A 23,159-nucleotide genomic window follows, 5' to 3' on the forward strand; every position below is an offset into this window, starting at 1 on the left:
GGAACATATGGATAAACGACACGACCCAAGCCGTCGCATTATTGCCCCGCACGGTACCCAATTACAGTGTAAAAGTTGGCAAACCGAAGCTGCGATGCGCATGTTAATGAACAACTTACACCCTGATGTTGCCGAACGCCCTGAAGATTTAGTGGTGTACGGCGGCATTGGCCGCGCCGCGCGCGATTGGCAAAGTTACGACAAAATTATTGAGGTGCTTAAACGTCTTGAAGACGATCAAACCTTATTAGTGCAGTCTGGTAAACCTGTTGGGGTGTTTACCACTCATAGCAATGCGCCACGGGTCATTATTGCTAATTCAAACCTAGTGCCACATTGGGCGAATTGGGAACACTTTAACGAACTGGATAAGAAAGGTTTGGCCATGTATGGCCAAATGACTGCGGGTTCGTGGATTTATATTGGTTCGCAAGGCATTGTTCAAGGCACTTACGAAACGTTTGTCGCCATGGCTAAACAGCACTTTAATGGCTCGTCAGCGGGTAAGTGGATTTTAACTGGCGGTTTAGGTGGCATGGGTGGTGCACAACCACTGGCTGGTACTATGGCGGGTTATTCGGTATTAACCTGTGAAGTAGATGAAACCCGTATCGATTTTCGCATGCGCACTGGTTACGTCGACAAAAAAGCCACTTCATTAGATCAAGCATTAGCGATGATTTATGAAGCAAACCAAAGCGGCAAGCCGGTTTCGGTCGGTTTATTAGCGAATGCCGCCGATGTGTTTACAGAGCTAGTGACCCGCGGCATTGTGCCTGATGTGGTGACAGACCAAACCTCCGCGCACGACCCATTAAACGGTTATTTACCTCAAGGCTGGACTTTAGAATACGCCGCTCAAATGCGTAAAACTAACGAAGCGGCAGTCGTTAAAGCGGCGAAGCAGTCAATGGCAGTGCAAGTTAGAGCAATGTTGGCATTACAGGCAGCCGGTGCAGCAACCACAGATTATGGTAACAATATTCGCCAAATGGCGTTTGAAGAAGGCGTCACGAATGCGTTCGACTTCCCTGGGTTTGTACCAGCATACGTGCGGCCGTTATTTTGTGAAGGCATTGGACCATTCCGTTGGGTAGCCTTGTCTGGCGATCCGGAAGATATTTACAAAACAGATGCCAAAGTCAAAGAGCTGATTCCAGATAATCCGCAGTTACACAATTGGCTCGACATGGCGCGTGAGCGTATTGCGTTTCAAGGCTTACCTGCACGTATTTGCTGGGTAGGGCTTAAAGATCGTGCCCGCTTAGCGTTAGCCTTTAATGAAATGGTCAAAAACGGTGAGTTAGCGGCACCGATTGTTATTGGCCGAGATCACTTAGATTCAGGCTCAGTTGCCAGTCCAAATCGCGAAACAGAAGCCATGTTAGACGGCTCTGATGCGGTGTCAGATTGGCCATTAATGAATGCCTTACTCAATACAGCTAGTGGTGCAACTTGGGTGTCATTACACCATGGTGGCGGCGTTGGTATGGGCTTTAGTCAACATTCTGGGGTGGTGATAGTGGCCGACGGAACCGATGAGGCTGCGGTACGTTTAGGCCGAGTATTGTGGAACGACCCTGCTACTGGGGTAATGCGTCATGCAGATGCTGGCTATGACATTGCAAAAAAATGTGCCAAAGAGCAAGGCTTAGACCTGCCAATGTTAGGAGCTTAATCCATGTCGACTTATTCATTTGAACTTATTCCAGGTACGTTAACACTGGCGCAGACTCGTGCGATCAGCCGTAATAGTGTCAAGCTTACCCTTGCGAAAGAAGCGATTAAAGACATTAATCAAAGTGCTGAAATCGTCCAACAAGTATTACGTGAAGGCCGTACTGTTTACGGTATCAATACTGGCTTTGGCTTGTTAGCCAACACTAAAATTGTTCCAGAAGATCTGCAATTATTGCAACGCTCTATTGTATTGTCCCACGCCGCTGGCATAGGAAAATACATGCAAGATGCTACCGTGCGCTTAATGATAGTGTTAAAAATTAACTCATTAAGCCGCGGTTTTTCAGGTATTCGTTTAGAGGTTATCGAGTTTCTCATCCAGCTAGTGAATGCTGGTGTGTATCCGTGTGTGCCAGAAAAAGGATCAGTCGGGGCATCGGGTGACTTAGCGCCATTAGCTCACATGTGTTTACCTTTGTTAGGTGAAGGTGAAATGAGCTATCAAGGGCTGATTATCTCAGCAGCGGAAGGGCTTGAGATTGCCGGGCTTGCACCTATTGAATTAGCGGCCAAAGAAGGCTTAGCGTTACTGAATGGTACCCAGGCCTCAACAGCGCTGGCGCTTGAAGGCTTGTTTAATGCAGAAGATTTGTTTGCCGCCAGTTCAATTATTGGCGCCATGAGTGTTGAAGCCGCTATGGGCAGCCGTAGTCCATTTGATGCACGCATTCATGCTGCGCGCGGGCAAAAAGGTCAAATCGATTCGGCAGCTATTTTCCGTCATATATTAACAAGTGAGTCTGAAATTAGCTTAAGTCACACTAATTGTGAAAAAGTACAAGATCCATACTCACTGCGCTGTCAGCCACAGGTTTTAGGTGCGTGCTTAACCCAAATCCGTCAAGCAGCAGAAGTGCTTGGCGCTGAGGCAAACGGTGTTACTGATAATCCATTGGTGTTCCAAGATACGGGCGATATTATTTCGGGCGGTAACTTCCATGCCGAACCCGTTGCGATGGCGGCTGATAACCTCGCGATTGCGATTGCTGAAATGGGCTCTATTTCGGAGCGCAGAATGGCGTTGTTGATTGATTCTAGCTTGTCTAAGTTACCACCATTTTTGGTGGATAACGGTGGGGTGAATTCTGGCTTTATGATTGCCCAGGTCACTGCAGCTGCACTCGCATCGGAAAACAAAACCTATGCGCATCCGGCCTCGGTAGACAGTTTACCGACATCGGCAAACCAAGAAGATCATGTGTCGATGGCGACATTTGCTGCACGACGTTTACGCTACATGAGTGAAAATACCCGTGGCGTGTTGGCGATTGAGTTGTTAGCTGCTGCGCAAGGGTTAGATTTTAGAAAGCCGTTGCAACCAAGCGCAGCTGTGGCGCTGGCCAAAGCTGAACTGCGTGAAATAGTGACGTTTTATGATAAAGACCGTTACTTTTCACCTGATATCGAGAACTCGGTCGACTTGTTGTATGGCGCCAGTTTTAACCGATTGCTACCGCAGGGCATGTTACCGAGTTTTTAATTGAGCGAAACTACATGTCATGAACAGGATATGTTTAGAGTAATTTGATAAAGGACCGCAAGGTCCTTTTTTATTATCTTTTATTGCCCACGCGTCAAAGCTAATTTTTGTTTAATCTTGTTTGGGTATACTCACATTCATTGCAACTGTTAACATAATCGTGAAAATAGTAACTTGCATTAAATTTATCATCTTGACCGATAGAGTCGATGTTTCGGTAACGTTATACATCAACACCATGCATAATGAGCACACTGATAAGCCTGTGAATGTTTGCTTGCATTTATGCGGTTTAATTTACGTCTTTTGATTGAGTAAAGGGCAAACGTGGCTAAGGATTTGTTTGTGAATACAGAAGTGCGGATTGAAATTGCGGCTTGGTTAACCCGTTTGGGTATTAATAGCCAACCATCGGATGGTGTCGCGACATCGATATTAATTTTGGCTTGTGTGGTTGTGGCAGGTTTAAGTTATTACATTACCCATCGATTTGTCGTTCACGGTGTGAATGCAGTGATCCGCCGATCCTCGGTGACTTGGGACGATATTTTCATGCGCTTTAATGTGTTTGAACGTCTCGCTATTTTGATCCCTATTTTAATCCTCGATTTATTGATCCCTATTGTGCTCACCGAGCATGAATTGATTAGCGCTTTTATTGACCGTTTCCTTAGCGCGTTGTTAGTGTTTTTTATGATTCGAGCTGTGTATAGCGGGTTGAATGCGATTGATGAAATTGCTGATATTAATCATGTTAATCGCCGTTTACCGGTAAAAAGTTTTGTGCAGCTGACTAAGTTATTCCTATTTTTTATTGGGTTAATTGTTGTCTTTGCTATTTTAGCCGACCAGTCGCCTATTTATTTCTTTAGTGGTTTAGGTGTGGCTACCGGTTTGGTTATGTTGGTGTTCCGAGACACCATTTTGGGCTTCGTTGCTGGGATTCAACTTGCTGCTAACCGCATGGTGAGTAAAGGCGATTGGATCCAAATGGATAAATACGCTGCAGACGGCGCCGTTGAAGATGTAACCTTAACCACAGTGAAAGTACGAAACTGGGACAATACCATTACCATGATCCCAGCCTATGCATTAGTGTCTGATGCATTTAAGAACTGGCGCGGCATGTCCGAGTCGGGCGGTCGACGAATTAAGCGCTCAATCAATATCGACGTCAATAGCATTCAGTTTTTGACCGATGAAGAACGTATTCGCTTAGGCAAAGTCAATTATTTGAAAGAGTATTTACCGCAAGTATTCAGTGAAATCAGTGTTGCTAATGCCAACATAAGTGATATTGAGATGAAGGTGAATGGCCGTCATTTAACCAATATCGGAACATTTAGAGCATACTTACAAGAGTATTTACGTCGTCATGACAAAGTACATAAAGACATGACATTGATGGTAAGGCAGCTTGCTCCAACCACTGAGGGCTTGCCGATAGAATTATATATTTTTACCAATGACATTCGTTGGACCTATTATGAAGCGATTCAGGCAGACATTTTTGATCACATTTTTGCCGTGTTACCTGAGTTTGGTTTACGTGCGTTTCAAAGCCCAACAGGTACTGACATTCGCAGCATAAAGCAATGTACCGAACAGCATTGATAAGCCGCCAGATAAGCGATATTTGCAGTGGTTAAATTCCTGGTATTAATATCATTGCTGTTGCTGTGGTGGGCGATGCCCGTGCAAGCTAATTGGTTTAATGATATCAATAGGCAAGTTCGCTCAATAGGCGCTGTAAAACCACTGACAGCCGAGCCATTAACAACCGCAGAGCTAGCTGATTACCCAACAAACTATCAATTTGAACGAGTGATAGTACCGAGCCATCAAACCCCGCTGTTTGTGCTACAAGCAGGGCTTGAGCACCGTGACACCGTTGTTCTTATTCACGGCTTAGGTGAGCTGGCTTCTAAAGACTGGTTAACGGTGATTCCCGCGTTAGCAAAGCAGTATCATGTAGTTGCTATCGATTTACCTGGTTTTGGTCTATCGCAAGGTGCGGTATTTACCTATTCACCTAAAGAATATGCCAAGGTGATCGATTGGGTTATTAGCCATTATCGCCATCCCAATGCTCAGGTACATCTTGTGGGACACTCGATGGGGGCAGCGATTAGCTTATACTATGCTAGTCAGTACCCCAGCAAAATTGAGCAACTCGTACTGGTCGATGCCGCCGGCATTTTGGACCGGACTGCCTACTTAAAACAGATTTCTAAACGAGGTATGGCTAGTAGCGAATTACCACAAGGCTTACGCCGAGTGTTAGCCCGGGTTGATAACTTTGCCGATAAGATACTAGAGAAAACTGGAACCGGGTTGGATCCAACGAAATGGTTAAGTCACAATGAGTCTATTCGTAATATGACCATTGGCGAACAAACCAATACTAATGCGGCATTAGCATTAATGGAACAAAACTTCTCAGTGCTTAATTACCAACAGATGCCCGCGACGCAGTTAATTTGGGGCGCAGATGATCAAGTTGCGCCACTACGGACCGCTCAAGCACTGCTACATGTATTACCCACAGCACAACTGCAGGTTATTGCTGGTGCAGGGCATGTACCGATGAAATCGCATCCACACATCTTTAATCAAATGTTATTAACGGGTCTAGCATCGACTTCTATTTTTCCTTCTAATGCTAATGTTTTGGCTCGTGAGCAACATTCAGAAAATAGCAGTAAGCGTATTGGCAAATGCTATCAAGAAAGCCAACAATATTTTTCTGGGCATTATGATCAGCTCATTATTGAAGACTGCAAATTGGTGTTCATTGACAATGTTGATGTAAACCAGCTCACGATGAGTGACTCGATTGTAACCATCAAGTCTAGTCGCATAGGTATGCAGCAGAAAAAGATGAAGATCGCCCGCAGTACTATTAGTGCCACAGACACTCACTTTTTGGGTGAGATTAACAGTACTCGCAGTCGGTTTGATTTAGCTGGGGTAACCTTTTGGGGTGAGTCTCCGGTGTTCATCTCGCAAGAGTCGACTCGGCTAGTGCTATCTTTAGTGCGGATCCATACGCCAACGCACGTTATACGTTTAGGCGGCAGCTATGTGCTAGCCGCTGAGAGTTTAGAAAGCGTGTTATAAAAACCGCTGAATGCTGTGTAAGACACTTCTTGTATATCCAACACTGTCGCACTTCTGATTAATCAATATAAGCTAATTGAACGTTAATTATTGCAGTACTATTTCTGCTGATAATCAGGAACCATTTTTGGATGATAGCCTTTGATAGAACGGTAAAAATCCATTAACTGATTTATTTCGCGTTCAATATCTCCCGTCGGTCTTAACGGTTTGGCAATCACAACCGCTTTGCGGCCAAAATCTAATCCGATTGGCACTATATCAACATCCGCTTTGGCTGCGATATGGTAAAAACCACTTTTCCAACGAGTTACAGGGCTACGTGTGCCTTCAGGTGCTAATGCCAGTTTATAAAGTGGATCTTGTTGGAATAACAGCACCACGCCATCAACTAAATTATTGTATTTACGTCTATCGACAGGGCTACCGCCCATGGCGCGAAATAGCCATCCCCAGGGCGGAATAAACAGCTGATGCTTGCCTAAAAAATGAATTTTGGTGCCTAAGGCGCTGCGGGCGATAATGCCAATGATGAAATCCCAATTACTGGTATGCGGGCCAACAATAATGACGCATGGCTTAGTATTATCGAGTTGGCCATCAAATTCCCAACCCAGTATTTTGAGTAATCCTAAGCAAAGTGAACTGAGCATAGTGTGACCCCAATCATTGAGCTTTATTAAGCTTCTTGTTATTTCAATTTGTCAGCCAAACTGGTGTGGTTAATTGACGTTAATTTGTTGCTGGCATCTGCTGATGCGTACTTTAGCTGATGTGTTATCAGCATAGCCTGCAATCGTACTAATTTCATGCTTAACCTCAATTGTGCTAAGGCATGAGATAAATGTGATTAGTTAAGTTGCTGCAAACTTGCCATTGGCTAGCTATTGACGCGTTATTTCATCTTGTTAGCAGAATAAATAACAAGTTTGATAGCGATAGTGACTAAGATTGTGTTTTTTATTATGACCTCCTGAACTCTTATCTCGAGTTCAGGTTAACTAATATGTTGCGCTAATGAGTGGTTGGCTTATCAAACTCGGCTATGTGTTTTGCTTCGTCTAGAATAACCTGTTCTAACTCTGCTTCTGATTTCATCCGCTCAAAATCAAACTTCATCCGTTGTTGTTTTGGTAGCTCATTACGCGCTTCCATGATGGGATGGTTTCTAATCAGCTCATAATGGGTAAACAGGTTAGGGAAGTCTGCCACAACTTGTTCTGACAAGGATAATGCATCAAATAATTTACCTATGCGCATAACGCCTTCAGACAGTTCACAACGATCTTCTAGCATTGCTGCGGCAATGTAACGGATATCAGTCAGTATTTGTTGTCTACGTTCTTCAGCTTTAGCCTTACGCTCAGAAAGTGCTTGTTGATTAGCTTGTGTTGTACGTTTAAGCGTTAACAGTAAGTGTGTTGCGTAGGTAGCAAGGGCTACAATGATGAGTAGAGCAATTACGATGGCGGTTGTAGACACAATTTATCCTTTTTTGAATACAAAACTGGCGCGATTTGCGCCAGTTTTTTGATATCAAACCAAGAAATAGCTTGGTATTACTTTCATCGAGCAGATTAATCTTTCTGCTGATAATCTTTAAGCATATCGGCACCTGATTCAAAACGATTTAATAGTTCATCGTCACTCAGTTGCTTTTTAGGACTTTGTGTTGGCGTATCATCGCCTTCAGTTAGGCCTAAGCTCAACATCAGTTGCTCAATTTTGTCTAATTGAATATTCAACCACTTTTGATCAGTGTCAGATAAATCACGACCTTCTTCAAGTTGGTCAAGTAACTGATTTAGTCTTGGATCATCTTCAAGTTTCAGTAACTTCTGTTCGTCAGTCAGTTTAGGCTGTTTAGGCTTAACCACTAATGGCGCGGTAACAGACGTAGGTAAAGTAAGTGCTACCGGCTTTTTGCTGCCATGACGGACATCTTTACTCTTAACCGAAGTGTTACCTGATGCTTGTTTAAGCAACGTTTCATTGTGACGGCTGCCTGATTTACGGCCGGTTTCAGATTTTTTACCATCGACCGCGTTGCGATCAACTTTTTTTACTCTAGGTGCAAACTTAGCGCCGTTTTCGCCGCCTTTGCGAGTTTTTTTACTGCGAGCCATGATGTTCTCGTTAGGTTTTCTAAACACGTCCTTGCAGAGCAATTTCTACAAGGCACTAAATAAGGATGCGCTTTATATCAGATTTTGATGATTTTTGCATCAAAACCAGATCTTTCGATGCAAATAATAGCTCAAAATCACTATTTAATGCTAAATATTCGAATGTCTGCTGCTGGTAAAAGCTTACATGAGTTGGATTGTTTTTGTAATGCCATTTGGCAAAATGGTCTTGATCGGTCAATAAAGGCGTGCCTATTGCTAACCAGCCATTGGGTTTAACCAGTTGATTGAGTAATTTCCATTCACGGTGTGGATGACGAAAGTGTTCGAATACCCGGTAACAACATACAAAATCATAGCTATGTTGCAGTACCGACTGATCTGCAGCAAAGAATGGGTCGTACTGATTAACAAGATGACCAGCATCAACAATGGATTGTCTGCTCTGGTCGTCAAGTAAGCGGCCAAAATTAAGACCAGTTAACGCACCGCTCTGTTGCTGAGATATTTGGGCTAATAGTGGCAGAATAAATTGCGATAATGGTTTCTGACTCGATGACTTTTGCGATCGACCGTAACGCTGACGCTCAACATCTGGCATAAGATGTGATTTTGGGTTAGCAAAGACTAAGCCACACCGTTCGCAGATGTAGAAAGCTCTTTTTTTGTCTTGAACAAAAAAATCAGCACTATGATTACAAAGCGGACATACGTTCATCAAATACAGCATTACCTAAGTATTGACTTAATAAACGATTATATAGCGAATGCGGTTAATTTAAAGTAAGTATTTGAAATGAAGTTGATATTGATGCTATTTGGGCATAAAAAAAAGCGGCAGTATAAACTGCCGCCTCGTAAAATAGTGCCTAACGCACTTTATTCTGATTCCAAGTATCCGTACTTGCTATGTGACTATCCCGGTCAGATCTTTATTTCTTCTGCTTTCCATGCCGTTTTTAATTGTTATTGGTCATCAATGACGCTTTTTTATATTCTGTTGCCGTCCTGACTACAGCTTCCGTAGATGGTCTTCAATGACGCATCATTATCCTAATTGTCTTCAATGACATTAGTTAACCATCCTTGTTACTTTATACCTTCGAGCGATAAAGCTTCCAGCGGGTGCATCCTCAGCAATAAGCTTTGTTTGCCATTATTTGAATCCTTCAAATAATACTCTGGGTTATCAGTCACTCTGTTGTGTAAGGCAGTGCTAAATAGCATGTCGACCAATCGGTCTATTCCTTACAAATTCTGCGACCAGTATTTCAAAATGAAATCTCGACTCATATTATTATTATTAGTGAGTGGTCTTAAATTATTATTATTATGAATTATCTTTATTCTTATATCTTAAATGTATCAGTCCGAAACCTGCTTGATGTTATTAGATTTATGTTACAAACAGTTGGGTTTACCTCGGTACGGGGTGTATTTAACGCTAAAAGTGTGAACACTGTCAAGCAATAATCGATGAAGCTTACGTCAACGTCAACTTGGTGGCATAAAAAAAGGGCTAGAAAGCCCATTTTTTTATTAGTAAATATTCAAGGGTATTAGTGCTTAATACTTGAAATATATTTAGATAATGCTTCGATATCAGCATCAGATAATTTTTTAGCTACATCTTGCATCATGCCATTTAAATCGTTGTGACGAACTCCATCACGAAATTGTGTTAGCTGAATTTTGATATAGTTAGCATGCTGACCACCCACGACAGGGAAGCCTGCAGCAGCTGCGCCTTGGCCTTCAGGACCATGACAGGCAACACATGCTGTAATACCACGAGCGGCGTCACCGCCTTTATACAGTTTTTCACCTGCTGTGGGTACGTCGGCAACATCGGCGACAACTTGTACTTGGCTTGCAAAGAATGCTGAAACATCAGCGATGTCTTCATCACTGAGCCCCATTGCAAAACCGATCATAATTGGGTTCATGCGACCTTCAGCACCACCGGTTTTAGCAGCAAGACGAAATTCTGTTAATTGTTTTTCAAGATAGGCAGGGTGTTGTCCTGCTAATTTAGGATACATATCAATCATGCTATTGCCGTCAGCACCGTGACAGGCAGAACATACGATTGCTTTAGTTTTGCCTGCTTCAGCATTACCTTCAGCCATAACTGATGATGACATAGCGGCGACTACAGACAGCGCAAGAGCTAACTTTTTCATGGCGTTCCAACTTCTAGTTAATTTATTGTCCTGAGCTTACTAGGAAGACCCGCAAGCGTGGTAAAATGTTTTTTCCAAGCGCTCTGATGTAGTTTACGATGCTCGTGAAGAGCTAGATCATTTATGACTACATCACACATATCAGCGTTGCTTGGGTATATAATGTGATCAGGCTAATATTTTACACGAAAATGTGCAAAAGTAAGCAATTGTTAAAAATTTATGGTAATGCGTTTACTAGAAGTAATTTAATTGGAGTTAAGAGTGACAGAATCTCGTATCGATTTCCGTAGGGCTAAGTTTTTAATCAGTGCGCCGGATATTGCGCATTTAGATCAGTATCTTCCTGGGGATATCGGGGTGGAGATTGCGTTCGCTGGGCGCTCTAATGCCGGTAAGTCCAGTGCGCTAAATGCGCTTACTGAACAAAAAAGTTTAGCTCGAACCAGTAAAACGCCAGGACGAACCCAATTGATCAACGTGTTTCAGCTAGATGATGATCGTCGTTTAGTCGATTTACCTGGCTATGGTTTTGCGCAAGTTCCTTTAGCATTAAAACATAAATGGCAAGAAGCGCTTGGCGAATATCTACAAAAGCGTGCTTGTTTAAGTGGTGTGGTGGTATTGATGGATATCCGTCATCCATTGAAAGATCTCGATATGCAGATGATTGAATGGGCAGTATTAAGCAACATTCCGGTATTAGCATTGCTAACAAAATCGGATAAATTGACTCAAAGCGTCAAAATGAAAACCGTTAATGATGTGCGTGCAGCCTTAAAAGATTTTGGTGATAAAGTGCAAGTTGAGACACTATCGTCGCTAAAAGGCACCGGTAAGCCCAAAGTGTTGAGCATCTTAAATGATTGGTGTCATCCAGAATGGTTAGCTGAGCAGAAGGCAGAGCAAGCGTCGGAGTCGGAGTTGGCACCAGAGTAGCGGTCGAGTGATATAAAAGATTAGCAAAATTAAGAACCGGCAAATATGTCGGTTTTTTTTCGTCTGAGTTTTCTACGTTGTAACAATGGCGATTTTTAAGCAAAAAAAAACCGATAACCAAACGGCCATCGGTACAAATAAATTAGCTCTTTTGGGGAGAAGCTAAATTCAACAAGACTCAAGTGCCATCAACTCAATTTGATGACTCTCAATAACCCTATAATAACTGTTTTTTAATCAACATTAAAGTATTTACTCTAAATATTTTTAATGATAAAAAAAATCAAAAAAAAGCCCCAGCAACCTAAGTTGCTGGGGCGCCGAATTTGGCTAGTCACTATCGCTAGTGAAATAAAGGTTTGAAAGATTGAACATCTTAACCTCTGTACCCTACAGCGAATATAATAGCTTATTCGCCTTAAAATGAAAAACTGTTTTTCATAAAAAGATACAATAACTGTGACTACAAACTCAAAATAGTCTTTATTTGCCGCTTAGAACGATGAACTAGTCGGTTATATATCATTAAATTGGTCATTGAGGCATAGGTTGAGTAATAGAGGATGCATAGGTGGTGAGGATATTTATTGCGCTAAGCGTTCATTTCGGTTCATTTCTGTTCAGTTTAAACATAGTTACAATGTCCAAATAAAAATACCGCATTCTAATGAATACGGTATTTTTGTTTTAGCTACAGACGTTTATTTTGCAAACATAACCTAAGCCAATGACTAGTGGGCTTCATTCCAGTTGTCGCCAATGCCAGCCTCAGCTAATAATGTCACGTCTAATGACGCTGCTTGCGCCATTAAATCGCACACTTTAGTTTTGAGGATTTCAGCCTGGGCCTCATCCACTTCAAATACTAATTCATCGTGTACTTGCATTATCAGGGTGATTTCACCTTGAGTGTCTTGGTTAATCCACTGGTGAATGGCTATCATGGCTTTTTTGATGATGTCTGCTGCTGTTCCTTGCATCGGAGCGTTAATCGCTGCACGTTCAGCTGCCTGACGACGCATTGCATTACGGTCGTTGATTTCAGGCAAGTATAAACGACGTCCGAATAATGTAGATACATAACCTAGCTCAGCGGCGATGGCTCGGGTTTCTTCCATGTATTTGAGTACACCGGGATAGCGAGCAAAATACGTGTCGATATACTTTTGTGCTTCATTGCGTGGAATATCGAGCTGTTTGGCTAAACCAAAAGCAGACATTCCATAAATTAAGCCAAAGTTAACCGCTTTAGCGCGGCGACGTTGCTCAGTGGTGACTTCTTCAAAGTGCACTCCAAAGACTTCCGCTGCGGTAGCTTTATGAATGTCTTTGCCTTCTGCGAATGCGGTTAGCAAGCCTGCATCTTGAGATAAATGAGCCATGATCCGCAGTTCTATTTGCGAATAATCGGCAGCTAAAATTTTACGACCGGCAGGGGCAATAAAAGCTTGGCGAATACGACGGCCTTCTTCAGTACGGATCGGAATATTCTGTAAGTTTGGCTCACTTGATGACAAACGACCGGTTGCAGCATTAGCTTGGTGATAACTAGTATGCACTCTGCCAGTCGTGGCATTAACCATAAGCGGCAGTTTGTCGGTATAAGTGCTCTTTAATTTGGCTAGGCTACGATGTTCAAGAATAACTTTAGGTAAAGGGTAGTCAAGTGCCAGCTCCACTAATACATCTTCTGCTGTTGATGGCGCACCTTTAGGGGTTTTCTTCTTTATTGGATAACCTAGTTTTTCAAAAAATAGCGTTTGTAGTTGCTTTGGTGAAGCGAGGTTAAATTTTTCTTCGGCAATTTCGTAGGCTTTATTTTCCAAATCATCAAGCTTTTTGGCTAACTCACCACTTTGTTGACTAAGTAGCATTGAATCAATCAATACACCTTGGCGCTCTACATCAGACAATACTTGTATTAATGGTAATTCTAGCTCATTAAATACACTGGCCAGTTCTGGTTCTTTTTCAAGCCTTGGCCATAGATGTTGATGTAAACGCAGAGTGATATCGGCATCTTCAGCGGCGTATGGCCCAGCAATATCCAAATGAACTTGATTAAACGTCAGCTGCTTTGCGCCTTTGCCTGCGACTTCTTCAAAACTGATATTTTTATGGCCAAGGTATTTTAACGCTAAACCGTCCATGTCGTGACGCGATGCGATTGAATTAAACACATAGGATTCGAGCATGGTGTCAAAGCGTATACCTTTGAGGGTAATGCCTGCGTTGGCTAAAATACTCATATCATACTTGAGATTTTGACCTACTTTTTGCGGTTTATCGCCTTCAAGGATCGGACGCAACTTTTCAAGCGCGCTGGCTTTATCAATTTGCTGCGGCGCATCAAGGTAATCATGTGCTAACGGTAAATAGGCTGCTTTACCTGCTTCGGTAGCAAATGATAAACCGACAAGTTCCGCTTCCATGTAGTTGAGACTGGTGGTTTCGGTATCAATCGCTATCAGTTCGGCGCTATTAAGTTTTTCAATCCATTTATCAAGCGCTTCTATGGTCAGAATCGTTTCATACTCAGCTTCAATGGTTGGTGATACGGTGATTTCTTCTTCGCTATCTTGGCTGATGGTACCGCGGGGTTGCTTATTATCGAGTACTTCCGCTAACCAACGCTTGAATTCCATTTCACCGAAGCATTTAATGAGTTCATCACGGTCTTGAGGCTTAACCGTCATTTGATGCCAGTCTTGTGCTAACTCGACATCGGTTTTAATGGTCGCCAGTTCATATGATAACTTTAACATGTCGGCATTTTCGATGATTTTAGCCGGCATGGTTTTCGAGCCTCTAAAGCCAACTTCAACGACGCTTTGTGGATCGGCTAAAATATTTTCTACACTTCCTACACCAAGCAGCATCGCCAGCGCGGTTTTCTCACCGACGCCAGGTAAACCTGGAATGTTATCGGACTTGTCGCCCATGAGTGCTAAGAAGTCGATTATTCTATCGGGACTGACACCATATTTCGTTTTGACCTCTTCAGGGCCCATAATGGTATCTGTCATGGTATTGATTAACGTGACATGCTCATTCACTAGCTGTGCCATGTCTTTATCGCCGGTACTGATTAATGTTGCCCGGCCTTCTTTACTCGCTTGAAGGGCGATGGTACCGATCACATCGTCGGCTTCCACACCAGAAATGCTGATCAAAGGTAAACCCATTGCGTGAATGATTCTATGTAATGGTTCTATTTGATTACGCAGATCATCGGGCATAGGTGGGCGCTGGGCTTTGTATTCACTGTACATATCGTTGCGGAAAGTTTTGCCTTTAGCATCAAAAACAACAGCGATATGACTAGGACTGTAACGGCTTAATAAACTACGAAGCATGTTAACAACACCGTAAACCGCGCCTGTTGCTTCACCTTTTGAATTGGTTAAATGAGGCGGCGCATAATAAGCGCGATAAAGATAAGATGAGCCATCAACTAAGATGAGCGGGTTATTGGGAATTGTTGGCATAATTAATATTCGTGTTCAGTATTTTGCGAGACTAATAGGATGACATTATACCCATAGCACCTCAAGATGCTTGTGCGATTGTCAGTTATTTACCCAAGATAGTGTCAATAATCGTAACGTTTGACTCGTTGTGTATCCAGTGAGGTTTTTTGGGCAATTTTATAGAGAAAAGCCAACAATCAGCCACGCCAAAAGACTCTCAGCCTGTGGATAAGTCTGTGAGTGAATTAATCAACGTTGCTGGATAGATTTTCTTACGGCTTGAAATGAAATCAGTAACTAGTTGAGTTATATGTTCTTTTTTATTTTTTGTGAGCTAAATATTATTTCTAATAAATATTACTAATTTGTGGACTTTTTTATTGATGTCAGTTAAGTCACAATCGAATTCAGTGATGTTTTATGACTAAAAAAAAGGCATCTAGCAAATTCGACGTTCTAAGTTAGCACGATTTTTAATCAGATCAATCGTTTTGTTGGTTTTTTGTTGTAAATTTTACATTATCAATTAAAAGTTGAAGGAAGATGTCATGAAAAAGATTGCTGTTTTACTGAGTGGCTGTGGTGTATTTGATGGAACTGAAATTCACGAGGCTGTATTAACCCTACTGGCGATAACGCGAGCGGGTGCTCAATATCAATGCTTTGCTCCAGATATTACCCAAATGCATGTGGTGAATCATTTAACCGGTGAGGTCAACACCGACGAAACCCGTAATGTATTAGTTGAGTCTGCACGGATCGCTCGTGGGGAAGTGCTTAATGCCAGTACATTAGAGATAAGTCAATTTGATGGTTTGGTGATCCCTGGTGGTTTTGGTGCGGCTAAAAACTTATCCAATTTTGCAACCACAGGCAGTAATTGCCATATTCAGCCAATTGTAGAAAACTTTATTCGTGAGTTTGCGTTAGCGCATAAACCTGTCGGTTTTGTGTGTATTTCACCGGTGATGATCCCTCATATTTACGGCGCAGGCGCTATAGGCACAATTGGAACTGATTCTGAGACGGCTCATGCATTTACTGAAATGGGCGGTAAGCATAAAAATGTGCAAGTTGAAGATATTGTCGTTGATGAAGTCAATAAAATCGTCAGTACACCTGCGTATATGCTAGCAACGTCGATTTTAGAGGCACATATTGGCATTGAGAAGTTGGTTAATAAAGTACTCGAAATGGCTTAGTGATTTGGGCTGAGATGCATTGTGAATATGAGCGGATTAATGATAAAAGAGTGCCACCTAAAGTGGCATTTTTATTTATGGTTAGCTGGTTTTAGTTGTTGGTGAGGTTCTACTATCAAATAATGCTTGAGCTAACCCAACACAAAGCCCTGCAATGTGGGCGCCATTCGCAATTGGCATGCCTAACACATCAGTAAAGCCGAGAACCAACCAAACGAGCATAAATCCCATATAAGATTGCGGCAAACTAATACCGCAGCTAGGTTTACGAATACCCATTAGCCAAGTGTAACCTACCACAGCGTACACGACGCCAGACAAGCCACCAAAATTAGGCCCTGTCATGTAAAACTGCACAATATTAGGCAAAGTACCCGCGACAACTAATAAAAACAGTAACGGTCTAGTCCCCAAATTGGTTTCAATTTTACCGCCTAAGTACCACCACCACAGCAAATTAAAGATAATATGCATAGCAGAAAAGTGCATTAAGCTTGGGGTGAATACCCGCCACACTTGGTTTACATCACTGTCCGCAACGGCACTAAAAAAAGATAACCTAGTGAAGATGGCATCGGCAAAACCAAGGTTCATGCCCGCGAAAACGGCAACACAAGCAAAAAAGCACACTAATGTCAGTGGGCCTGCACCTGTCATAAACTGTTGAATTAAGCCTTTAGTTCCTGGGCCATAGTCAAATTTGGTATCCGTTGCACCGTTGTCCCAAGAGGCTTGCAAGTATTTACTATCGTATGGGTTTTTAGCAAACTCAATTAACTCGGCGCGAGCTTGGTTTTCATCGGCGGGGTTAGTGATTATTAGGCCAACACCCTGAGAATGAGTCACTGCATGGCATTGAATATTTAACCCTTTGAGGTAGTCAATAAATGCCTGTGCTGCACGTGCATTAGGTAGTTGGCCGATTTCTATCATGCGTGAGCCAAGCTCCAAGCACTATAACCACCATCTAAACTGTAGATGTCGTCAAAACCTTGTTCGTTTAAATAACTGGCTGCGCTTTGGCTGCTCATTCCATGGTAGCAGACAACGACTACCGGCTTGTCCATATCAGCACCGCCAATGAAGTCAGCTAGATTTTCGTTGCTTAAATGGGTCGCACCTTCAATATGGCCAGCAGCAAAACTCGCTGCGTCGCGAATATCAACAACTTGTATGTCGTTAGATTCAGTCGACATATGGATAAGCTCATTAATAGACAAATGTTTAAAACCAGACATGATATTACCTATAAAAATGTACAAATAGCGATGTGCTTAGCGCCAGTTTGCAACAAGGGGTTGTATAAATACAACCCCTTGTTGGTGTACTGACTCATTAAGCCACAATACTGAGACAGTAAAGCTTAATCCCAGTTCAATATAACTTTACCTGACTGACCTGAACGCATTGCATCGAAGCCTTTCTGGAAATCATCAATACTAAAGTGATGAGTAATGATGGGTGACAAGTCTAAGCCAGATTGGATTAAGCTTGCCATTTTGTACCAAGTTTCGAACATTTCACGGCCATAAATACCTTTGATGATCAACCCTTTAAAAATGATTTTGCTCCAATCAATGGCCATTTCGCCACCAGGAATACCTAGCATGGCAATTTTACCACCGTGGTTCATGGTGTCTAACATCGCGTGGAATGCCGATGGTACGCCTGACATTTCTAAACCGACGTCGAAGCCTTCTGTCATGCCAAGTTCTTTCATAACATCTTTAAGGTTTTCTGTTGCAACATTTACTGCGCGAGTCGCACCCATTTTTCGGGCAAGATCAAGTCGGTATTCATTTACATCAGTAATCACAACATGACGAGCGCCGACGTGTTTACAAACCGCAGCAGCCATAATACCAATAGGACCCGCACCGGTAATCAACACATCTTCGCCGACTAAATCAAACGATAATGCAGTATGTACAGCATTACCAAATGGATCGAATATAGCCGCTAAATCATCTGGAATATCCGCAGGAATTTTGAATGCGTTAAACGCTGGTAACACTAAATATTCGGCAAACGCACCGTCACGATTCACACCAACGCCTGAAGTGTTACGGCATAAGTGGGTACGACCAGCACGACAGTTACGACAATAACCACAAGTGATGTGACCTTCTCCAGATACACGATCGCCAATACTAAACCCACGTACTTCCTGGCCAACATCGACCACTTCGCCGACATATTCATGGCCGGCAATCATCGGAACTGGAATGGTTTTTTGTGACCATTCATCCCAGTTGTAGATATGTACGTCAGTACCACAAATCGCTGTTTTACGAATTTTAATTAGCAGGTCGTTGTGACCCATTTCTGGTTTTGGTGCATCGACCATCCAGATGCCTTCTTCAGGCTTTAACTTACTTAATGCTTTCATGTTGATGACCTATTTTTAGTCTGAGCTATCGTTAACCACTGTTACGCGATGCTGTTATTAATCTATGCTTCTATTAACCTATGCTTTTATTAGTCAAGTTAGCTTAGATAATGCCCATATCTTTACCAATACGGGTAAAGGCACCGATAGCATGATCAAGTTGCTCGCGAGTGTGCGCAGCAGACATTTGGGTACGAATACGTGCTTGGCCTTTTGGTACCACTGGGAATGAAAAGCCAACTACGTAAATATGCTCTTGTAATAAACGGTTAGCAAAGTCGCCGGCCAATTTAGCATCGCCAATCATGACTGGAATAATGGCATGGTCTGCACCACCTAAGGTGAACCCAACCGCAGACATTTGCTCACGGAAATAACGACTGTTTTCCCATACTGCTTCACGCAAGTCTTGACCTGTTTTTAGCATTTCAAGCACCCGGATAGACGCACTAACAATAGAAGGCGCTAATGAGTTTGAAAATAGGTAAGGGCGAGAGCGTTGACGTAACCACTCAACGACTTCTTTTTTCGCTGCAGTAAAACCACCCGATGCGCCGCCTAATGCTTTACCTAAGGTACCGGTAATGATATCGACTCTGTCCATCACGTCACAATATTCGTGGGTTCCACGACCATTTTGACCGATAAAGCCAACTGCATGAGAGTCATCGACCATCACCAATGCGCCGTACTTATCTGCGAGATCACACACACCTTGAAGGTTAGCGATTACGCCGTCCATTGAGAACACACCGTCAGTGGCGATCAAAATGTTGCGTGCACCAGCAGCTTGAGCTGCAATGAGCTGAGTTTCTAAGTCGGCCATGTCATTGTTGGCATAACGGAAACGCTTAGCTTTACATAAACGCACACCATCAATAATTGAAGCATGGTTTAGCGCGTCGGACACAATAGCGTCCTCGGCATCTAATAAGGTTTCAAAAAGACCCGCATTAGCGTCGAAGCAAGACGAGTACAAAATGGTGTCTTCCATACCTAAAAAAGCACTTAGGCTAGCTTCTAATTGCTTATGAATGTCTTGAGTACCACAAATGAATCGTACCGATGCCATACCAAAACCGTGACTGTCTAAACCGGCTTTTGCGGCTTTGATAAGTTCAGGATGATTGGCTAAACCTAAATAGTTATTGGCGCAGAAGTTAATCACTTCTTCACTGTTAACTTGAATAGCTGTTTGCTGAGCGGAAGCAATGACGCGCTCACTTTTGTATAAACCATCGGCTTTTACATCGACAATTTGCTGATTAATTCGGTCGTAAAAAGAGGTAGATGCCACCTGTGTTCTCCTAAATATGGTTATTATGCTTATCCAAATCACGCAGTAAAACACCGCGATAAATGACAGGGTGTTTTGGAGTTATTGGCATTCTAACCTTTATTTTTGCCGCTCTACAGCGTTTTTTTTAGTCGTCAGACCAACATGAGTTAGATTAGGGGTATCGACTTATTCACATTAAAAAAACTAATCATTAACATGGTTGGTGACTGGATATGAAAGGCGGGTGATAACCCTAAGTTAATCCGCTAATAACTGATTCAATTGTAGTTGGTTATTGGCGGATTGGAAATTCTGTAATCGATGCGAGGTAAACGAAATACTTAGCTTATGTTTGCGCGACGCTATGGCGTTCTTGGCTGGCTATGTCTAAGTAGTGTTGCTCTAAACGACAAAATGTTGCGCTTGAAGTGGGAGTAGAGTAAGCCTGAAAAATCATCAAGACTCTTAATAGTCCATCGTATAGCGTGGCTTTAGTGATGGTTGATGTACTCGATTGAGTTAATTGGTAGCTAATCCAGAAACTGACCATCATTTTAATGGTGTCGGCAAGCGCGGTTACTTTATTATCATCGACGTCTAGGAAACCGTCTTTTTTGAGTTTGCGCAGTACATCACTTGAGCGAGTCAGTACTTGTTGTTGAGCATGTAAGTAGCGTTTCTTTAGCGCATCATCACGGCTTAAAATATCGGCTAAGTTGGCATACATAAACCTAAACTGCCATAAGGTATAGAACATGGCATCAAAATAACCCATTAATAATTCAATCGTAATAGGCACATCATCATAAGGCTTAAAGCCTGACTCTAAATGACTTTCATATAGACTGAAAATTGAATTAATAATGTCTTCCTTATTGCGAAAGTGGTAGTACAAATTGCCCGGACTAATGCCTAAATGCGCTGCAATATGGTTGGTGGTAATACTACGCTCACCGTGTTCATTGAATAGTTCTAAGCTGGCAAAAATGATTTTATCGCGGGTTTTCATGTGATTTCCATATTCATTATTGACTTATTGTCGCTCAAATAATTCGTTAAGCCGACTTAATATGAGTATGTTAACATTGTGCTTATCTGACAAGCAAAAATCGATGACCCATCTTACATGAACCGTATTGTTTATTCTTTGTTCCTATATTTGTTGTTTCCGCTGGTGATTCTTTATTTAGCATTTCGTGCCATAAAAAGTGTCGACTATCGTAGCCGTTGGTCTGAACGTTTCGGTTTTGCTAAGTTAACCAAAACGGATGTGTTGATCCACAGTGTGTCGATGGGAGAAACGTTAGCGGCGATTCCGTTGATTAAGCAGCTGATGACTGCGCACCCAGATTATGCTTTTACCGTTACTACAACCAGCCCAACAGGGTCTGCTGAAGTGACTAAAGCATTTGGCGATACAGTCCAGCATTGCTATTTACCGTTTGATTTTTCATATGCAATTAAACATTTTTTACGCCAATTACAGCCCAAAGTGTGCATTATCATGGAGACCGAGTTGTGGCCAAACTTAGTCCACTTTGCAGAGCAGCAACAAGTGACTCTGATTTTAGCCAATGCACGCTTATCGCAAAAGTCCGCTGATAAATACGCTAAAAAGCGTCGTTTGGCTGTGCCGATGTTAAACAAACTCAACTTGATTACCGTACAAACTAAAGCTGAAGCCGAACGGTTTATTACCCTGGGAGTGACTCGTCAGCGCATACATGTGTGTGGCAGTTTAAAGTTTGATCTCACTATTGATCCCATCAAAAAACAGCAAGCCAACACGCTTCGAGCCAAGTGGGATCGGGTTAATTCACCTATTTGGGTTGCAGGGAGTGTTCACCCCGGCGAGTTTGAGGCCATTTTGAGCGCCCATAAACAGCTACTAGCTTGTTTCCCGAATGCATTATTGATTATGGCGCCCCGACATCCTGAGCAATTTAATTTAGCGGCTATTACCATTACCCAATCTGGATTGACGTTAGCTAGACGCAGTATGAATGATGAAGTTAACAGCCAGACTCAAGTGTTACTTGGTGACACTATGGGGGAGCTAGTGATGCTATACGGTACAGCGGATCAGGCATTTGTTGGCGGGACACTGATTAATAATGGTGGTCATAACCCGCTTGAACCTGCTGCCATGGGGCTACCTGTATATGTCGGCCCCAACCATTGGGATTTTGCTGAAATCACCCAGTTACTTGCCGATGCTGGTGCATTAATCTGTATTAGCTCTGCAGATGAATTGGCGCAAGAATTACAAAATAAGTTTACCAATAGCCATATGTATCAATCCGCGTCCTTTGCTGGATTAGCAGTCGTTGAGCAAAATCGGGGCGCGCTTTTAAAGCAGTTTACCCTCATTAACGAGCTCATCGTGTAACATTTTTCTGTCAGTCATTTGAACATAAACGTATAAAAATAGACGCTCATTAGCGTCTATTTTTATCACCACCCCATACCAGAGTTAGCTTTAGATTGGGTTGATGCTTTGATAACCGGCAAGTAATTGCTGCCAATGCTGTTGACTAAATTGCAGCGTAGTCAGTTTAGCGTTCTCTTTGTTAAAAGAACGTAGCAAGCGGTCTAAATTGGCCTGTTGCCATGTAGGCTGTGGTGTGCGTAATTCACCTCTATCAAAGTCAATTAAATAGAATTTTCCGTGTGCAAGTAAGATGTTTTTGGCATTTAAATCGGCGTGATATACCCCACGTTGATGAAATTTGGCAATGGTTTCGCCTAGTAAATACCATTGCGATTCTGTCATTGGGTTATGGCTTAAGTAAGCCACTAAATCATTTGCACCAGCAACATGTTCAATAATTATATCGGCTCGATACCATAAACCAAAACGTTCAACATTCGCCGCAATAGGGCGTGGTACCGCAAATCCTTCTTGATACAAAACTTCAAGAATCGCTAACTCTGCTACAGCACGGGTTCGTTGTAGGCCGGTATAGAAGTAGGCATCACGGCTGAATTTTTCCATCATTCCACCGCGCCAATAATGGCGTAACACCCATGTTTGCGGGCTGTCCGAGTTTTCGGTTTTGACAAACCATGTGGTGTAACGGCCTTTGGACTGACCCACCACTGCATTTTTTTCTCGCCAACCATCAACCGCGAAGTCTTGCGGTGCTAAGTGTTGGGCAGTGGTTTCACACCATGCAATATGGCCAAGTTGGGTGTTTTTTATTTGCATCTAATTATCAATAGCATTGGTTA

19 protein-coding genes are annotated in these 23,159 nt (G+C 42.6%); 7 read left to right on the forward strand and 12 right to left on the reverse strand.

The annotated features are described in order from the left end of the window. Nucleotides 1–7: 7 nt before the first annotated feature. The 4 genes from hutU to AAEY98_RS05690 all read left to right on the forward strand — a co-directional run bounded on the left by hutU (nt 8) and on the right by AAEY98_RS05690 (nt 6,340). Nucleotides 8–1,678 carry a urocanate hydratase gene (gene hutU / locus AAEY98_RS05675; protein ID WP_351015519.1) on the forward strand — a complete coding sequence of 557 codons (1,671 nt, stop codon included), beginning with the start codon at nt 8–10 and terminating at the stop codon, nt 1,676–1,678. Between the two features lie 3 nt (nt 1,679–1,681). After that, complete coding sequence (gene hutH, locus AAEY98_RS05680) at nt 1,682–3,220, forward strand: histidine ammonia-lyase (protein ID WP_351015522.1); 1,539 nt, start codon at nt 1,682–1,684, stop codon at nt 3,218–3,220. A 345-nt stretch (nt 3,221–3,565) separates the two neighbouring features. Next, a complete protein-coding gene (locus AAEY98_RS05685) occupies nt 3,566–4,834 on the forward strand; it encodes a mechanosensitive ion channel family protein (RefSeq protein ID WP_101088621.1) in 1,269 nt (422 codons plus the stop codon). Nucleotides 4,835–4,915: 81 nt separating this feature from the next. Further along, the gene (locus AAEY98_RS05690) at nt 4,916–6,340 is read left to right on the forward strand and encodes an alpha/beta fold hydrolase (RefSeq protein WP_162024172.1); all 1,425 of its coding nucleotides are present in this window, start codon (nt 4,916–4,918) and stop codon (nt 6,338–6,340) included. A 98-nt stretch (nt 6,341–6,438) separates the two neighbouring features. Here AAEY98_RS05690 and AAEY98_RS05695 read toward each other — a convergent pair whose 3' ends face one another. From AAEY98_RS05695 to AAEY98_RS05715, 5 genes are all read right to left on the reverse strand, one after another. After that, nucleotides 6,439–6,993, reverse strand: coding sequence for a lysophospholipid acyltransferase family protein (locus AAEY98_RS05695; protein WP_351015525.1), 555 nt, complete (start codon nt 6,991–6,993; stop codon nt 6,439–6,441). Between the two features lie 361 nt (nt 6,994–7,354). Beyond that, complete coding sequence (locus AAEY98_RS05700; RefSeq protein WP_101088618.1) at nt 7,355–7,822, reverse strand: DUF2489 domain-containing protein; 468 nt, start codon at nt 7,820–7,822, stop codon at nt 7,355–7,357. A gap of 95 nt (nt 7,823–7,917) precedes the next feature. Then, the gene (yihI, locus tag AAEY98_RS05705; protein WP_101088617.1) at nt 7,918–8,466 is read right to left on the reverse strand and encodes a Der GTPase-activating protein YihI; all 549 of its coding nucleotides are present in this window, start codon (nt 8,464–8,466) and stop codon (nt 7,918–7,920) included. 55 nt (nt 8,467–8,521) lie between these two features. Continuing rightward, nucleotides 8,522–9,184, reverse strand: a complete 663-nt coding sequence (locus AAEY98_RS05710) for a methyltransferase domain-containing protein (RefSeq protein WP_182744649.1) — start codon at nt 9,182–9,184, stop codon at nt 8,522–8,524. An 841-nt stretch (nt 9,185–10,025) separates the two neighbouring features. Then, nucleotides 10,026–10,649 (reverse strand): c-type cytochrome, encoded by a 624-nt coding sequence (locus AAEY98_RS05715; RefSeq protein ID WP_101088615.1) that lies wholly within the window; start codon nt 10,647–10,649, stop codon nt 10,026–10,028. A 264-nt stretch (nt 10,650–10,913) separates the two neighbouring features. Here AAEY98_RS05715 and yihA point away from each other — a divergent pair, with 264 nt between their 5' ends. Then, nucleotides 10,914–11,588 (forward strand): ribosome biogenesis GTP-binding protein YihA/YsxC, encoded by a 675-nt coding sequence (gene yihA, locus AAEY98_RS05720; protein ID WP_101088614.1) that lies wholly within the window; start codon nt 10,914–10,916, stop codon nt 11,586–11,588. Nucleotides 11,589–12,319: 731 nt separating this feature from the next. On the opposite strand, the gene polA is transcribed toward yihA, so the two are convergent. Then, entirely contained in the window at nt 12,320–15,076 is a 2,757-nt protein-coding gene (gene polA, locus AAEY98_RS05725) for a DNA polymerase I (protein WP_192116213.1), read from the reverse strand. A 530-nt stretch (nt 15,077–15,606) separates the two neighbouring features. Here polA and elbB point away from each other — a divergent pair. Beyond that, complete coding sequence (elbB, locus tag AAEY98_RS05730; protein WP_182744646.1) at nt 15,607–16,260, forward strand: isoprenoid biosynthesis glyoxalase ElbB; 654 nt, start codon at nt 15,607–15,609, stop codon at nt 16,258–16,260. 81 nt (nt 16,261–16,341) lie between these two features. On the opposite strand, the gene glpG is transcribed toward elbB, so the two are convergent. The 5 genes from glpG to AAEY98_RS05755 form a co-directional block, all read right to left on the reverse strand. Beyond that, nucleotides 16,342–17,193 (reverse strand): rhomboid family intramembrane serine protease GlpG, encoded by an 852-nt coding sequence (gene glpG / locus AAEY98_RS05735; protein WP_351015531.1) that lies wholly within the window; start codon nt 17,191–17,193, stop codon nt 16,342–16,344. Next, nucleotides 17,190–17,498 (reverse strand): thiosulfate sulfurtransferase GlpE, encoded by a 309-nt coding sequence (glpE, locus tag AAEY98_RS05740; protein ID WP_101088610.1) that lies wholly within the window; start codon nt 17,496–17,498, stop codon nt 17,190–17,192. The genes glpG and glpE overlap by 4 nt, the downstream gene beginning before the upstream one ends. Nucleotides 17,499–17,623: 125 nt before the next feature. Next, nucleotides 17,624–18,649, reverse strand: a complete 1,026-nt coding sequence (gene tdh, locus AAEY98_RS05745; RefSeq protein ID WP_101088609.1) for an L-threonine 3-dehydrogenase — start codon at nt 18,647–18,649, stop codon at nt 17,624–17,626. A gap of 103 nt (nt 18,650–18,752) precedes the next feature. Then, nucleotides 18,753–19,946, reverse strand: a complete 1,194-nt coding sequence (locus tag AAEY98_RS05750; protein ID WP_182745116.1) for a glycine C-acetyltransferase — start codon at nt 19,944–19,946, stop codon at nt 18,753–18,755. 328 nt (nt 19,947–20,274) lie between these two features. Beyond that, nucleotides 20,275–20,937: a TetR/AcrR family transcriptional regulator gene (locus AAEY98_RS05755; RefSeq protein WP_059747035.1), complete on the reverse strand. Its 663-nt coding sequence runs from the start codon at nt 20,935–20,937 to the stop codon at nt 20,275–20,277. Nucleotides 20,938–21,054: 117 nt separating this feature from the next. Between AAEY98_RS05755 and waaA the strand changes: the two genes are divergently transcribed. Continuing rightward, nucleotides 21,055–22,317 carry a lipid IV(A) 3-deoxy-D-manno-octulosonic acid transferase gene (gene waaA, locus AAEY98_RS05760; RefSeq protein WP_162024166.1) on the forward strand — a complete coding sequence of 421 codons (1,263 nt, stop codon included), beginning with the start codon at nt 21,055–21,057 and terminating at the stop codon, nt 22,315–22,317. Nucleotides 22,318–22,407: 90 nt separating this feature from the next. On the opposite strand, the gene AAEY98_RS05765 is transcribed toward waaA, so the two are convergent. Next, nucleotides 22,408–23,136, reverse strand: a complete 729-nt coding sequence (locus AAEY98_RS05765) for a 3-deoxy-D-manno-octulosonic acid kinase (RefSeq protein WP_162024165.1) — start codon at nt 23,134–23,136, stop codon at nt 22,408–22,410. Nucleotides 23,137–23,159 lie beyond the last annotated feature (23 nt).

This window comes from Shewanella sp. AC91-MNA-CIBAN-0169 (assembly GCF_040310165.1).
Taxonomy (GTDB): domain Bacteria; phylum Pseudomonadota; class Gammaproteobacteria; order Enterobacterales; family Shewanellaceae; genus Shewanella.